The sequence below is a fragment of the Streptomyces sp. NPDC001732 genome (assembly GCF_053596315.1).
In genome coordinates, this window is record NZ_JBSFFY010000003.1 from 67,517 (window position 1) to 82,755 (window position 15,239).

The 15,239-nt window shown below is 72.5% G+C and carries 10 protein-coding genes and 1 pseudogene; 5 read left to right on the plus strand and 6 right to left on the minus strand.

Features of this window, described 5'->3' with window-relative positions; all coding sequences use genetic code 11:
- Positions 1 to 2: 2 nt before the first annotated feature.
- From ACWCXX_RS05320 to ACWCXX_RS05330, 3 genes are read right to left on the minus strand one after another with little or no spacing between them, the layout of a single operon-like run.
- Positions 3 to 1,109, minus strand: a complete 1,107-nt coding sequence (locus ACWCXX_RS05320; RefSeq protein WP_451124508.1) for a calcium:proton antiporter — start codon at positions 1,107 to 1,109, stop codon at positions 3 to 5.
- 60 nt (positions 1,110 to 1,169) lie between these two features.
- Positions 1,170 to 2,720, minus strand: coding sequence for an acyl-CoA synthetase (locus ACWCXX_RS05325; RefSeq protein WP_451124510.1), 1,551 nt, complete (start codon positions 2,718 to 2,720; stop codon positions 1,170 to 1,172).
- A complete protein-coding gene (locus ACWCXX_RS05330; protein WP_451124512.1) occupies positions 2,717 to 3,826 on the minus strand; it encodes an NAD(P)H-dependent flavin oxidoreductase in 1,110 nt (369 codons plus the stop codon). The genes ACWCXX_RS05325 and ACWCXX_RS05330 overlap by 4 nt, the downstream gene beginning before the upstream one ends.
- 182 nt (positions 3,827 to 4,008) lie before the next feature.
- Here ACWCXX_RS05330 and ACWCXX_RS05335 point away from each other — a divergent pair, with 182 nt between their 5' ends.
- The 4 genes and pseudogenes from ACWCXX_RS05335 to ACWCXX_RS05350 all read left to right on the plus strand — a co-directional run bounded on the left by ACWCXX_RS05335 (position 4,009) and on the right by ACWCXX_RS05350 (position 8,716).
- A complete protein-coding gene (locus ACWCXX_RS05335; protein WP_451124514.1) occupies positions 4,009 to 5,859 on the plus strand; it encodes a serine hydrolase in 1,851 nt (616 codons plus the stop codon).
- 189 nt (positions 5,860 to 6,048) lie between these two features.
- Positions 6,049 to 6,924, plus strand: a complete 876-nt coding sequence (locus ACWCXX_RS05340) for an aminoglycoside phosphotransferase family protein (RefSeq protein ID WP_451124516.1) — start codon at positions 6,049 to 6,051, stop codon at positions 6,922 to 6,924.
- Positions 6,925 to 6,962: 38 nt separating this feature from the next.
- Positions 6,963 to 7,441 (plus strand): annotated as a pseudogene (locus tag ACWCXX_RS05345) (diadenosine tetraphosphate hydrolase).
- A gap of 54 nt (positions 7,442 to 7,495) precedes the next feature.
- On the plus strand, positions 7,496 to 8,716 hold the full coding sequence (locus tag ACWCXX_RS05350; RefSeq protein ID WP_451124518.1) for an MFS transporter: 1,221 nt from the start codon (positions 7,496 to 7,498) through the stop codon (positions 8,714 to 8,716).
- Positions 8,717 to 8,759: 43 nt separating this feature from the next.
- Here the strand turns inward: ACWCXX_RS05350 and ACWCXX_RS05355 are convergent, their stop codons facing one another.
- On the minus strand, positions 8,760 to 9,170 hold the full coding sequence (locus ACWCXX_RS05355; protein WP_451124520.1) for a Fur family transcriptional regulator: 411 nt from the start codon (positions 9,168 to 9,170) through the stop codon (positions 8,760 to 8,762).
- Positions 9,171 to 9,600: 430 nt separating this feature from the next.
- Here ACWCXX_RS05355 and katG point away from each other — a divergent pair, with 430 nt between their 5' ends.
- Entirely contained in the window at positions 9,601 to 11,829 is a 2,229-nt protein-coding gene (gene katG, locus ACWCXX_RS05360) for a catalase/peroxidase HPI (protein WP_451124522.1), read from the plus strand.
- A gap of 113 nt (positions 11,830 to 11,942) precedes the next feature.
- On the opposite strand, the gene ACWCXX_RS05365 is transcribed toward katG, so the two are convergent.
- On the minus strand, positions 11,943 to 13,748 hold the full coding sequence (locus ACWCXX_RS05365; protein WP_451124524.1) for a protein-arginine deiminase family protein: 1,806 nt from the start codon (positions 13,746 to 13,748) through the stop codon (positions 11,943 to 11,945).
- Positions 13,749 to 14,068: 320 nt separating this feature from the next.
- A complete protein-coding gene (locus ACWCXX_RS05370) occupies positions 14,069 to 15,175 on the minus strand; it encodes a LacI family DNA-binding transcriptional regulator (RefSeq protein ID WP_451124526.1) in 1,107 nt (368 codons plus the stop codon).
- Positions 15,176 to 15,239: the final 64 nt, after the last annotated feature.

The following is a 15,239-nucleotide window of genomic DNA, read 5'->3' on the forward strand; positions in this document are numbered from 1 at the left end:
GGTCAGGGGCTGATCGCGAGGAAGACGAAGGCGACGAAGATCGACAGGTGGACGCCGCCCTGGAGCAGGGTGGCCCGTCCGGGTACGACGGTCAGCGCGCCGACCACCACGGTGAGCGCGAGCAGCACCATGTGGGTGGCGCCGAGGCCGAGGTGGAGCGGTCCGTCGAGCCAGACCGAGGCGAGGGCGATGGCCGGGATGGTCAGACCGATGCTGGCCATCGCCGAGCCGAGGGCGAGGTTGAGGCTGGTCTGGACGCGTTCGCGGCGGGCCGCCCGCACCGCCGCCAGGGTCTCCGGCAGCAGCACCAGCAGGGCGATGACGACGCCGACCACGGCCTGGGGCATCCCGGCCGCCCCCACCCCGGCCTCGATGGCCGGCGAGACGGACTTGGCGTCCCCGACGACCGCGACGAGCGCGACCAGCAGCATCGTCAGGCTCAGGGCCGTGGCGCCCCGGCCCGGCAGTGGTGCGTGCTGTTCCTCCTCCTTGAGCGTGCCCTCCTGGGTGAGCGGGAGGAAGTACTCGCGGTGACGCACCGTCTGCACGGCGACGAACAGCCCGTACAGGAAGAGCGAGGCGACGGCGGCGAAGGCCAGTTGGGCAGGGGAGAACTCGGGACCCGGTTTGCCGATGGTGAAGGTCGGCAGGACCAGACTGAGCGTGGCGAGCGTGGCGACGGTCGCGAGGGCGGCGCCGGAGCCCTCGGCGTTGAAGACGGCGACGCGGGTGCGGACGGCCCCCACGAGCAGGGACAGTCCGACGATGCCGTTGCAGGTGATCATCACGGCGGCGAACACGGTGTCGCGCGCCAGCTCGGCCGCCTTGGGGCCGCCGCCCGCCATCAGGGTGACGATCAGGGCCACTTCGATCACGGTCACGGCGACGGCCAGCACCAGTGAGCCGAACGGTTCGCCGACCCGGTGGGCGATCACCTCGGCGTGGTGCACGGCGGCGAGGACGGCACCCGCGAGGCAGAGCGCGACCACGCCGACGGCGAACGCCGGCAGCTCCCGCCCCCAGCTGAACACCAGTGCGAGTGCGGCGACGACCGGCACGGCCACCGTCCACCGGGTCGCCAGGGACCGGACCGTCGCGCGCGCGTTCATGGGCCACACGCTGCCAGACCCCGGCCCGGAACGCGCGTCGGACGGCGGACGGACGGCGGCTCACGGCGTCCGGGGTTGTCCCTCCCAGTACGGGTCGCGCAGCCTGCGCTTGTACAGCTTGCCGTTCGGGTCGCGGGGCATCTCCGCGGTGAAGTCGATGCTCCTGGGGCGTTTGTACCCGGCGAGCCGGGCCTCGCAGTGGCGCAGGATCGCGGCGGCCAGTTCCTCGCCCGCCCCGTGTCCGGGGGCGGGTTCGACGACCGCCTTGACCTCCTCGCCCCAGTCGGGGTGCGGGATGCCGAAGACCGCGACGTCGGCGACGGCGGGGTGGCCGAGGAGGACGCCCTCGATCTCGGCGGGGTAGATGTTGACGCCGCCGGAGATGATCATGTCGATCTTGCGGTCGCGGAGGAAGAGGTAGCCGTCCTCGTCGAGGATGCCGAGGTCGCCGACGGTGAAGAAGTCGCCGATGCGGTTCTTCCGGGTCTTGGCCTCGTCCTTGTGGTAGCTGAAGCCGCCGGTGTTCATCTTCAGGTAGACGGTGCCGAGCTCGCCGGGCGGCAGCCGGTTGCCGTCGTCGTCGAAGACGGCGAGTTCACTGATCGGCCAGGCCCTGCCGACCGTGCCGGGCTTCTTCAGCCAGTCGTCGGCGGTGGCGAAGGCGCCGCCGCCCTCGCTGGCCGCGTAGTACTCCTCGACGCACTTCCCCCACCAGTCGATCATGGCGCGCTTCACGTGGTCGGGACAGGGGGCCGCCCCGTGGACGGCGTGCCGCATGGAGGTGACGTCGTAGCGCCGTTTCACGTCCTCGGGCAGGGCGAGGAGGCGGTGGAACTGGGTGGGGACCATGTGCGTGTGGGTGCAGCGGTGGGTGTCGATGAGGCGCAGCATCTCCTGGGGGGTCCACCGGTCCATCAGGACCAGCGGATGGCCGATGTGCAGGGACGCGCCCGCGAACTGGAGTACGGCGGTGTGGTAGAGCGGTGAGCAGACCAGGTGGACGTTGCCGTCGAAGGGCCTGATGCCGAAGATGCCGAGGAAGCCGCCGAGGTGGCTCTCCTCGGGGAGCCTGCCGGGGAGCGGACGGCGGATGCCGCGCGGGCGGCCCGTGGTGCCCGAGGTGTAGTTCATGACCCAGCCCAGGGTGCGGTCGTCCGGGGCGTCCTCGGGCTGTCCTTCGAGCAGTTCGGCGTACGGGCGGAAGCCGTCGACGGCTCCCACGGCGTAGCGGTGGCCCGACGGCAGCTTCGCCTCGTCGGCGGCCTCGGTCGCGGCCCGCGCGAACCGCTCGTGGGCGATGAGCACCTTGGCGCCGGAGTCGGAGACGATCCAGGCGATCTCGGGGCCGACGAAGTGGTGGTTGACGGGGACGAGATAGAAGCCGGCCTGGGCGGCGGCCAGGTAGGCGGTGAAGAACTCGGCGCCGTTGGGCAGCACGACCGCGAACGTGTCGCCGCGCTCCAGTCCGGCCGCGCGCAGTCCGTGGACCATGCGGTTGGCGGCGGCGTGCAGCCGGCCGGCCGTCCAGCTCCCGCCGTCGGGTGCGATCAGCACCGTCCGGTCGGGGTCGGCGGTGGCCTGGGTCCAGAATCCGTTGGGCGGCGGTGTCATGAGGTGCTCCGTCCGGCGATGCGGTTGATCCGGTCCACGGCCCGTTCGAAGCCACGGGTCAGGTCGTCGAAGACGGCCTGCACGCTGCGTTCGCTGTTCATCCGGCCGACGATCTGGCCGACGGGGGTGCCGAGCAGCGCGCCGGTCTCGTACTTCTGGATGCGCGAGACGGCCTCGGCGACCAGCAGTCCCTGGAGCGGCATGGGCAGGGGTCCGGGGCCCGCCGGGTCGTCCCAGGCGTCGGTCCACGCGGTACGGAGCTGGCGGGCGGGTTTGCCGGTGAGGGCGCGGGAGCGGACGGTGTCGCCGGAGCCGGCGGCGAGGAGTTTGCGGGTCAGCGCGCGGGAGTGGAGTTCGGCCTCCTCGGTGGTCAGCCAGAGCGAGCCGAGCCAGACGCCCTGGGCGCCGAGCGCGAGTCCGGCCGCGATCTGCTCGCCGCTGCCGATACCGCCGGCGGCGAGGACGGGCAGCGGTCCGACGGCGTCGACCACGTCGGGCACCAGGACCATGGAGGCGATCTCCCCGGTGTGGCCGCCCGCCTCGTACCCCTGGGCGACGACGATGTCGATGCCCGCGTCGGCGTGGTGCCGGGCGTGCTTGGCGCTTCCGGCGAGGGCGGCGACGAGCACGTCCCGGTCGTGGGCGCGCCGGACGACGTCGGCGGGCGGGGATCCCAGGGCGTTGGCGAGGAGCCGGATGGGGTAGTCGAAGGCGACGTCGAGCTGGTTGCGGGCGACCTCCTCCATCCAGCCGGTGATGCGCCAGCCGGACGCCTCGCCCTCGGCGAGTTCGGGGACGCCGTGCTCGGCCAGGGTGTCCCGGACGAACTTCCGGTGCCCGGCCGGGATCATCGCTTCGATGTCGGCCTCGGTCACCCCTGCCACCTTCTTGGCGGGCATGACGACGTCGAGGCCGTACGGCTTGCCGTCGGTGTGCTCCTGCATCCAGTCGAGGTCGCGCGCGAGGTCGTCGGGGGCGGTGTAGCGGACCGCGCCGAGCACGCCGAACCCTCCGGCCCGGGTGATGGCCGCGGCCACCGCGGGGAACGGCGTGAAGCCGAAGATGGCGTGCTCGACTCCCAGTTTCCTGCTCAGCTCCGTCTCCATGGGGCGCAGGATGCCGCAGTCCGCCGGCCGAGGGAAGAGATTTTCTGATGCTTCGTCAGATTCTTTGTGACGCAGGGGACCTCCGTGGCGGCCGGGGCGGCAGTACTCTCTGCCTCGGCAGGAAGTTTCACTTCCGGAAGAGAGTTCGAAAGTTACTTTCAGGCGGTAGGAAGGGGTTCCGGATGACCGAGGACGTGGCCGGCCGGGGAATCAGCCGACGGAGGCTGGGCGGTGGGATGCTGGCCCTGGGCGGAGCACTCGCCCTGGCGCCGATTCCGTTCGCGGAGCGGGCGTCGGCCATGGAGTCGGGGACGGGGTCGTCGGACATGAGCGCGGAGGCCGGGACGAGCGGGGCGCCGGGGCACGGCCGCCCCACGCTGCGCCGCGGAACGGCCGCCCGCGCCGGGCTGTTGCAGGAGCCCCTGGACCAACTGGTCGCCGACGCGGAGAAGTTCCTCGACGCCTCCCCCAAGCACCCCTGGTACGCGGGAGCGGTGCTGCTCGCCGGGCGGGGCGGCACGGTGGCCCTGCACCACCCCATCGGCAAGGCCGTGCGCTACGAGGCGTACGACGAGAAGACCGACACCGGGGTAGAGTTCCCGCCCGACCGGCAGATCCCCATGGCCGAGGACACGGTCTTCGACCTGGCCTCGGTTTCCAAGCTGTTCACCTCGATCCTGGCGGTGCAGCAGATGGAGCGCGGGACGCTGGAACTGGAGGCGAAGGTCGCCTCGTACCTGCCCGACTTCGCCGGCGGTGGCAAGCAGGACATCACGATCCGTCAACTGCTCACGCACACCTCCGGTTTCCGTTCCTGGATCCCGCTGTACAAGGCGCCGACGCGGGAGGGGAAGCTGCGGCTCCTGTGGGACGAGGTGCCCGCGAATCCGCCGGGCACGGTGTACCTCTACTCCGACCTCAACCTGATCTCGCTGCAACTGGTCCTGGAGAAGATCACCGGCCGCACGCAGGACGTCCTGCTCCGCGAGCAGATCACCGCTCCGCTCGGGATGCACCGCACCCGGTACAACCCGCCGGCCTCCTGGAAGCCGAAGATCGCCGCGACCGAGGACGCCCGGCTCCCCTGGTCCGGGCTGGACCGCGGACTGGTCTGGGGCGAGGTGCACGACGAGAACGCGTACAGCCTGGACGGGGTGGCGGGGCACGCCGGGGTCTTCTCCTGTGCCTGGGACCTCGCGATCCTCGCCCGTACGCTGCTCAACGGCGGGGTGTACGGGCGGGCACGCATCCTCTCCCCCGCCTCGGTCGAGCTGCTGTTCACCGACTTCAACACCGCGTTCCCCGGCGACGCGCACGGGCTCGGTTTCGAGCTCTACCAGCACTGGTACATGGGCGCGATGGCCACGCCCCGCACGGCGGGCCACACCGGTTTCACCGGCACCAGCCTCGTCCTGGACCCGACGACCGACTCGTTCCTGATCGTTCTCGGCAACTCCGTTCACCCCGTGCGCAGTTGGCGTTCCGGCAGCGCACCGCGGGTGGCTGCCGCCAACCGGATGGCGCGCGCGGTCGCGGTCCGTCCGTTCCGGGGGCGCACGGCGTGGTTCTCGGGCCAGGCGAACGCCACCGAGGCGACGCTCGCCCTGCCCCCGCTGCGGCTCTCGTCCTCCAGGGCCCGGCTGGACTCGGCGCTGTGGTGGGACACCGAGCCCGGCTCCGACTTCGTCTTCCTGGAGGCGTCGGCGGACGCCGGGACCACCTGGCAGCCGGTGCCGTTCACCACCGTCCCGACGGCACAGGGTTCCCGCCCGGCACCGGAGGCCCACCCCACCGGCTCCGTCTCCGGCTGGTCGGGCCGGGTGTGGCACCGCCTGGAGGCGGACCTCGCCCCGTGGCGCGGCAAGGAGGTGCGCCTGCGCTGGCGGTACACGACGGACCAGCGGTACGTGGGCCGCGGGGTGTACGTGGACGCCGTCCGCGTCGAGGACGGCGGCCGGACGGCCTTCGACGACAGCCGCTCCGGCGACGCGGCCCTGATGGAGGCCCGGGGCTGGACGGCGTCGGCCGACTGACCCGGTGCGGGAGGGGTGCCGGTGTCGTCCGGCCCGGCGCCCCTCCCGCACCGGCACCAAACCTGCCGTGCCGGGGAAGGGCCGTCCCCCTCCCCCGGCACGGCAGCCACGACACGAGGGCACCGGCACCACCGGCCGTCCTTCCGCCCCTGCGGAAGGACGGCCGCTGCCGCGTCGGAGAATGCTCCGATGACCGCACCACCGCAGAACTGGACACGTACCGAACGCCTCGACCCCGACCGGCTGGTGGCCGCCGTGCATGCCGGGGCGGGCGTACGACTGGTGGTCGAGGGCCCCTGTCCGGGAGGCGAGGTGGGTGCCGCGTACGTGCGGTGGCCCGACGGCCACCGGTCCGTGCTGAAGTGGCGGCCGGGCGCCCGGCTCGACGAGCTGCGGGCGGGCCCCCTGGCGGTGTGCGAGGTGCTGCGCGGCCGGGGGTATCCCTGCCCGTCGACGGAGCTGGCGCTCCAGGTGGACGGCGCGGTGGTGCTGGTCCAGCAACTCCTGCCGGGCGCGCCGCTGGAACTGCTGGACCACCACGGCCTGGACCGGGCCCTCGCCCTCAACGAGTCGCAGGCGGGGCTGCTCGCCGGGCGCGCGGACGTCCCGCCGGTGAACCTGTACCTGCTCGAGGACGGCCCCGGCTACTGCCTTCACGAACCGCTGCGCCGGCACGGTCGGCGCGGCGCGGCCCTGGAACGGCGGATCGGATCGGCCGGCGCCGCCCGTCCTCCCCACCTGGCCGGGGACGACGTCGTGCACCAGGACTTCCACCACGGCAACCTGCTCGCCGTGGACGGTTCCGTCACCGGGGTCGTCGACTGGGACGGTGCCGGACGGGGAGACCGCCGCTTCGACCTGGTCACCCTGCGCTTCGGACTGCACGCGAAGGAGCAGGCCCCCGGGGTCGTCCGTCGCCTCGACGCCGTCCTGGACGCCCTGCCCGAGGACGTCCTGCGCCCTTGCTGGGCCCACATGAGTCTGCGCATGGCCGACTGGGCCGTCCGGCACTTCGCCCCGGGCGACGTGGAGCACTGGCTGGATCTGGCCGAACAACGCCTGTGACGGAGCGGTTCCGGCTGGACCGGAGGTAGGTTTCGGGAATGGCTTCCGACTGGCGGCCCGACCGGACGGGCAGCGCGCCGCGGAGTGAGAACCCGACCGTACTGCGGCGTCCGGACGCGGGGTTCGCCGCGGTCGGGGACGTGCAGTTCCTGCCCGGGTACTCGGTGCTCCTCACCGACGAACCGCGGGTACAACGCCTGTCCGGGCTGCCGAGGGCCGAGCCGCTGTCCTTCCTCGCCGACATGGACCGGCTCGGTGAAGCCGTCGAACGCGCCTGCCGCCGCGCCGACCCCGCGTTCCGCAGGGTGAACCCGGAGGTCCTCGGCAACAACGACGGCTTCCTGCACGCCCCTGTGCGGCCCCGCTACGCGTGGGAGCCGGACGACCTGGTGCGCATGCCCGTCCGGCTGTACCCCCGTGATCGGTGGAGCGACGCGCGTTTCGCGCCCGGCCCCGCCACGACCCGCTGCGAACAGCGATCGGCGAGGAGCCGGACCGGACCGCACCGAGGGGTTGACGGCCCGGACGCGGCAGGGACCGGAGCAACCTCCGCGCCGGTCACGGGAGGACCATGAAGACCACCGCCGAACCGCCCGCGACCCGTCTGGCGCCCTTGCGAGTTCCTGCCTTCCGGCGGTTCGTGCTCGCCAATCTCGTCTCGGCGACCGGCTCCGCGATGGCACCGGTCGCGCTCGCCTACGCGGTGATCGGGCAGGGCGGCGGGGCCGGGTCGCTCGGTGTCGTGCTGGCGACGAATTCGGTCCCGACGATCGTCTTCACCGTCGCGGGAGGCGTCCTCGCCGACCGTCTGTCGCGCAGCCGGATTCTGTTCCTGGGCAATCTCCTGGCCGCAGCCGCGCAGGGAGTGCTCGCGACGCTCGTGGCCACCGGGCACGCGACGACCGCTTCGATCGCGGTGTGCGGCTTCGCGTCCGGGGTGGCCACGGCCTTCACCGCTCCGGCCGCGACGGGCGTCGTGGCGCAGGTGGTCGCGGCGGAGCATCTGCAGCAGGCCAACGCGCTGCTCCGGCTCCCGGGCAACGCCGTCAAAGTGCTCGGTCCCGTCGTCGGAGGAGTGATCGTGGCGGTCGGCGGCCCGGCGTGGGCGTTGTCGTGGGACGCGCTCAGCTTTCTGGTCGCGGCGCTCCTGCTGCTCGGCCTGCGGTTGAGCGCACCGGTCGCGAGGAGCGGCGTCCTGGCCGATCTGCGCGCCGGCTGGTCCGGCTTCCGGCGCCGCACCTGGCTGTGGACGTACACCGCGGCCGGGACGGTGGTGGTCGCCGCGTGGCTGGCCGGTTTTCAGCTCCTCGGCCCCGTGGTCGCGGCCGAGCACTACGCGGGGGCACGTTCCTGGGGGCTCGTGCAGGGCGCGTTCGCGTCCGGATTGCTGGCGGGGACAGTGGTGTGCCTGCGGTGGAAGCCGTACCGGCTGCTGGCCACGGCCGTCGTCACCGGTGCCGGGCTCTGTCTGCCACCGGCGGCACTGGGCTTCGGTCTGCCCCTGCCCTGGGTGCTCCTGGCCGCCGTGCTGGCGGGCATCGGGGTGGACGTCGCCGTCGTGGCGTGGACCACGGCGCTCCAACAGCACGTGCCCCAGGAGGAGATGGGCCGGATGAGCTCGTTCAACGGTGTCGGGGAGCGTCTCGCCATCCCGCTCGGCTACCTCGTCACCGCACTCGCCGCCCACGCCTGGGCCGACCGCACCGTGCTCCTGGTCTGTTCCTGTGCCATCGTGGCGGCCACCCTCCTCAACCTCTGCGTCAGGGACGTGTACCGCATCCATCGTGCCTGAGCGCACCCCGCACACAGCCGCTCGTACGGCAGGGGCCACAGCACTAGCGGCACGCCGGGCACAGCCCCCGGTACGTGATCTCGGCCCCGGACACGGTGAAGCCGAACCGCTCCTCGGCCGGCAGCCCGGCCAGCGGATCGCCCGTCGGGTGCACGTCGCGGATCGTGCCGCAGCCCGAGCACACGAGGTGCTGGTGCGGACGGTGCGCGTTCGGGTCGTAGCGCTTCGCGCGGCCGTCGGTGGAGACCTCCACGACCTCGCCGAGCGAGACCATCTCCCCCAGGGTGTTGTAGACGGTCGCCCGGGAGATCTCCGGCAACCGCTCCGTCGCGCGGGCGTGCACCTCGTCGGCCGTCAGGTGCACGTGGTCGCCGTCGAGGACCTCCGCGACGACACGCCGCTGAGAGGTCACCCGCCAACCACGTCCCCGGAGCCGCTCCAGCAGGTCGCTCATGTCGGTCCACCCATTCAGGCTCGTTGAAGTACCGGATTCCAGCGGTAGTCGTACAGCTTCCGACTCGATTCGGAACAGACGTGCTTCTTGACCTGGACTCCGTCGATCGTAGGATCGATCCCAGCGCAGGCCAAGGGAACGGGAAAGTCCGGTACGGCGGGAGACTGAGACATGACGGGACCACTGCGGACGTGACGGGCGGTGCTCTCCGGCAGACGGCGAACACGCGTGGCGCGCCCTTCGGGACCGAGCGGGATGCCGGGCACCTGGGCGTCGAGGCGTCTCACCCGCCTCCCTGAACGCGCGATCGCGCACCCGGCCGTTCCAGAATCAGCGATCTCCGTACCGGCAACTCCTGTACCAGCAGCACCTGTGGACCTGCGCATGCAGCTTCTGAACGATGTGACCCGCTCGGCCCGGAAGGATTCCCATGTCTGAGAACCACGACGCGATCGTCACCGTCCCGAAGTCGGAGGAGGCGAGCGGTGGCTGTCCCGTCGCGCACGAGCGCGCGCCGCACCCCACACAGGGCGGCGGAAACCGCCAGTGGTGGTCGGAGCGCCTCAACCTGAAGATCCTCGCGAAGAACCCCGCCGTCGCGAACCCGCTCGGTGAGGAGTTCGACTACGCCGAGGCGTTCCGGGCCCTCGACCTGGCGGCCGTGAAGCGGGACATCGCGGAGGTGCTGACCACTTCGCAGGACTGGTGGCCCGCCGACTTCGGCCACTACGGCCCGCTGATGGTCCGCATGGCCTGGCACAGCGCCGGTACGTACCGGATCAGCGACGGCCGCGGCGGCGCGGGCGCGGGGCAGCAGCGCTTCGCCCCGCTCAACAGCTGGCCGGACAACGGCAACCTCGACAAGGCCCGCCGTCTGCTGTGGCCGGTCAAGAAGAAGTACGGCCGGTCGATCTCCTGGGCCGACCTGCTGATCCTCGCCGGCAACGTCGCGCTGGAGTCGATGGGCTTCAAGACCTTCGGTTTCGCGGGCGGCCGCGCGGACGTGTGGGAGTCCGAGGAGGACGTCTACTGGGGCCCCGAGACCACCTGGCTCGGCGACGAGCGCTACACCGGTGACCGGGAGCTGGAGAACCCGCTGGGCGCCGTGCAGATGGGCCTCATCTACGTCAACCCCGAGGGCCCCAACGGCACCCCGGACCCGGTCGCCGCGGCCCGTGACATCCGCGAGACGTTCCGTCGCATGGCGATGAACGACGAGGAGACCGTCGCCCTCATCGCGGGCGGCCACACCTTCGGCAAGACCCACGGCGCGGGCCCGGCCGACCACGTGGGCGCCGACCCCGAGGCCGCCCCGATCGAGGCGCAGGGCCTGGGCTGGGCGAGCACGTACGGCACCGGCAAGGGCGGTGACGCCATCACCAGCGGTCTGGAGGTCACCTGGACCACCACACCGACCCGGTGGAGCAACGACTTCTTCAAGCACCTCTTCGAGTACGAGTACGAGCTCGGCAAGAGCCCGGCCGGCGCCCACCAGTGGGTGGCGAAGAATGCCGAGGCGGTCGTCCCCGACGCGCACGACCCGTCCAAGAAGCACCCCCCGACGATGCTCACCACCGACCTGTCGCTCCGCTTCGACCCGGTCTACGAGCAGATCTCGCGGCGCTTCTACGAGAACCCGGACGAGTTCGCCGACGTCTTCGCCCGTGCGTGGTTCAAGCTGACCCACCGCGACATGGGCCCGGTCTCGCTCTACCTGGGTCCGGAAGTCCCCGCCGAGACCCAGCTGTGGCAGGACCCGCTGCCCGAGCGCACGTACGAGCTGGTCGACGCCGCGGACATCGCCTCCCTCAAGGAGCAGGTCCTCGGCTCGGGCCTCACCGTCCCGCAGCTCGTGTCCGCCGCGTGGGCCGCGGCCTCGTCCTTCCGCGGCAGCGACAAACGCGGCGGCGCCAACGGTGCCCGCATCCGCCTGGAGCCGCAGCGGAGCTGGGAGGTCAACAACCCCGACGACCTGGCAGCGGTGCTGCACACCCTGGAGGGCATCCAGGAGTCCTTCAACTCCGCGCAGACCGGCGGCAAGCAGGTCTCGCTGGCCGACCTGATCGTGCTCGCGGGCAGCGCGGCCGTCGAGCAGGCGGCGCGGGAGGGCGGCGTCGGCGTCGAGGTGCCGTTCACGCCGGGCCGTGTCGACGCGTCGCAGGAGCAGACCGACGTGGAGTCGTTCGCCGCTCTGGAGCCGGCCGCCGACGGGTTCCGCAACTACGTCGGCAAGGGCAACCGGCTGCGCGCCGAGTACCTGCTGCTCGACAGGGCGAACCTGCTGACCCTGAGCGCGCCCGAGATGACCGTCCTCGTCGGCGGTCTACGCGTCCTGGGCGCCAACCACCAGCAGTCCGGGCACGGCGTCCTCACCGACGCCCCGGGCACGCTGACCAACGACTTCTTCGTCAACCTGCTCGACCTGGGTACGACGTGGAAGTCGGCGTCCGGGGCCCAGGACGTCTTCGAGGGCCGCGACGCCGCCACGGGCGAGGTCAAGTGGACCGGCACCCGCGCCGACCTGGTCTTCGGCTCGAACTCGGAGCTGCGCGCCCTGGCCGAGGTCTACGCGAGCGACGACGCGAAGGAGAAGTTCGTGCGCGACTTCGCCGCGGCGTGGGCCAAGGTGATGGACCTCGACAGGTTCGACCTCGTCTGACGCGTCCGGCGCTCCGGCACGAGGGTCCGGGCCGGGCGCACTCGCCCGGCCCGGACGTCCCGCCCCGAGCACCGACGCGGCGGGACGGGGCGTCGTGCCCGGCGCCGGCCTCGCTACCGGTCGATGTCGCGGAGCGCGTTCGTCGCGCAGTGCACCTCGCCGCCGCCCAGGTGGGCCCAGGAGAAGTTCTCCACCCAGTGCACCCGTACGCCGTTCGCCGTCAGCCGCCGCTCGGCCTCCGTCCGGAACAGATCGCGCCCGGCGAGCCGGGGGCCGTGCGGCGCGGGGGCCGCGAAGTCCCCGGCCGTCAGCGACAGGCCGTTGGCCAGGGCCGGGGAGAAGGCGATGTGGCGGCCGTCCGCCCCCGGTGTGCCGGTCACCCGGAAGTAGAGCACCGGCAGCCGCACCAGTTCGGCGGGCTTCAGTCCGGTCGCCCGCAGAAGCACCCGCACCTGCTCGTCGATGTGGCGCGCGGCGTCCTCGTTGTCGCCCTTGGCCGCGTCGTACCGCAGGAACTGGTCGACGGTGGGCTTGTCCTCCGCGTCGGTGTCGGCGAACAACTGCTGCCCGCCCTCCCCCGCCCGCCGGACCTTCTCGAGCAGTCCGATCGCGAGGCGGGGGTCGGAGACGGCGAGGGTCCAGCCGCGCGCGTTGTCGGCGCGCACGACGTGCACGGTCTCGTCCGCGTGCCCGACCAGCAGCCACGAGGTGTCGATCACCACGGGCGGCTGTTCCCGCTGGTCGCGCAGCATCCGCACGAACGAGGGATCGGGGCGCCGGTCCGCCGAACTCCCGTACACCACACGGCCCTCGGGGTAGCCCCGGTACGGAGGCAGCGACTCGATGTTGCCGGTGAAGTTGAGGAGTTCGTCGACGTTCTCCGCGCGGTCGGTGGTGTATTGCTGGACGACGCCCACGTCCGGTCCGCGCAGGTCCTTGAAGAGGAGCCGTCCGGCCCTGCGCAGGCTCGCGCTCGTACCGTCGGGGGACTTCCAGTGGTTCGGCGAGCGCAGCAGGAGCCGCATCGTCTGCGGCCCGCCGGGTCCCGGCCTGGTCGCATAGGCCGGTTCGGCGATGTCCTGCCGCCAGATGTCCTTCCACCACCGGGCCCCGCCCGGCTGGAAGTTCAGTTCCCGGTCGGGGAGCCCCACGGCTCGGGTCGCGGCGCGCAGCGACCCGGCGAACTCCTCCCATCGGCCGGGCACGCGGGTGGCGGCCGGGACTTCCGCGGGCTGTCCCGGCCCCTTCCCGGGGGCCGCGGCGAAGACGTGCCGGGCGCGCTGGAGATCGTGCTGGAGGAGGACGGGGGCGACGCTCATCCCGAGCCGCGTGCTGCCGGTGCGCCCGCGGTCGGTGACGGCGAGGGTCACGACGACGCGCCCGTCCCACCGGGTGCGGTCGCGGACGATGTCCCGCCCCTCGACGGCGAGCCGCACACCGCGGCGCAGGGCGCGCGCGGTCAGCACCCCTTCGTCACCGAGCGGGGTGTACCGCCTGCCCTCCTGCACGAAGATCCGGATGTACGGCCGTTGCGCGGCGGGCACCGTGAGCCTGCCGACGGCGTCCTCGCCGACCGCCATGGGCGGCACCAGGAGCGGGGTGAGGTCCTTGGCGTCCTCGGGGCCGTCGACGACTGCGTTCGCGGCGTCGTGGCAGGCCGCGAGGCGTTCGTCCACGGCCACGTCCAGCCGGTCGAGGTCGCCGGGGCGCAGGGTGCAGCGGCGCGAGTCGTCGTCGAGGTTGGGCAGGAACACCGTGCCGAACGGTGCTTCGATCCCGGGTGCGGGGGTTTCGGTCGCGGAGCGCGGGGCGGCGCCCGCGTCGACCGGGACCATCATGGACGCCGCCACCGCGGCGCAGCAGATACCGGTCACCGCGGCCCGCAGCGCGGTGCGGGGGCGGTCGGCAGAGGAGCGCATGGGAGCACCTTCCGAGGCAGTGCCGTCAGGGGGACCTGGATCGCGCTCCACTGTGCCGGTCACCGCCCCTCGTTCACGTCCTGCGCAGGAGCGAGCCGGGGGTAGACCCTTCGATGCAGTGACCCGGCGCGGTGCCCACCCATGGGCCGGGAGGCCGATGAACACGAAGGGCCGGCCGGCTCGTCGGCGGCCAGGACCCGCCGACCGCACACCGCGCCCGGACGGACACCGGCGACGGGGGCCGCGGCTCCGGACGCCCCGCCCCGTTCCCCACCGGGCCCGGCCCTCCCCGGACCGGGTCACCGCCCCCTGGCGCCGCTTCAGGCCGGCTGTCCCGCCGTCGGCCGCTTCGCCGCGGGCACCGTGGCCGATGTGCCGCTCTGCGCCGGAGCCGGGGCCGTGGACTCCCGGACGACCAGTCGCGGGCGGATGAGCAGGGACCGTCCCGCCGCGGGGGCCGAGTCGATCCGGGCCCGCAGTTGCTGGAACGTCTCCGCGGCCATCTCCGGCAGCGGCTGGCGGACCGTGGTGAGCGGGGGTTCGAAGAGGTCGGCGAGGAGGATGTCGTCGAAGCCGACCACGGACACGTCCCGGCCCGCGCTGCGTCCGGCGTCCTTGGCCCCCCGGCAGATGCCGATCGCGCACATGTCGTTGATGGCGACGAACGCGGTGGGCGGGCGGGGGCCGCAGAGGAGTTCCCTGGCCGCGTTCCGTCCCAGTTCGGCCGCGTCCTTGTCGCCGAACTCGGCGGTGTCGGCGCCGGGCCAGACGATCGCGTCGGCCGGGTCGAGGCCGGCCGACTCCAGGGCCGCCCGGAAGCCGCGCAGCCGCTCGCGGCGGTTGACACTGTGGACCGAGCCGGAGACGAACGCGAGTCTTCGGTGGCCGAGTTCGATCAGATGGCGGGTGGCGAGCTCGGCACCCATCGCGTTGTCGACGCTGATGGAGGCCAGCGACGGCGGGTCGCCCGCCTGCGCGGCGCGGTCGAAGGCGACCATCTTCAGACCGCGGCTGAGCAGCGGCGTCACATGGTCGAGCGAGGGCAGCGAGGAGCAGAGCACCACTCCGCTGACCCCGTCCGCGAGCAGCTCCTCGCCGTACTTCAGCTCGCGGGCCGGGTCGCGCTCGCTGTTGCAGAGCAGCACGTGGTACCCCTCGGCGAGCGCGATGGCCTCCAGCTCACGGGCGAGCGCCCCCCAGAAGGGGTTGGCGACGGACGGCACGATGAGGCCGATGACCTTGATGCGTCCGGTGCGCAGCATCCGGGCCGCCCGGTTGGGCCGGTAGCCGAGTTGCTCGATCACCTGCTCCACGCGGGCCAGCGTGGCCGCCTGCATGCGGTCCGTCCGTCCGTTGAGGACGTTGGAGACCGTGCTCGCGGAGACGCCGGCGGCCTCCGCGACCTGATGGATCGTTATCCCGCTCATGCCACCTCCGGTTCGGAATCCGTCTGACTCTAGCAGTGTATCGATTTACTGAACCAGGTTCACC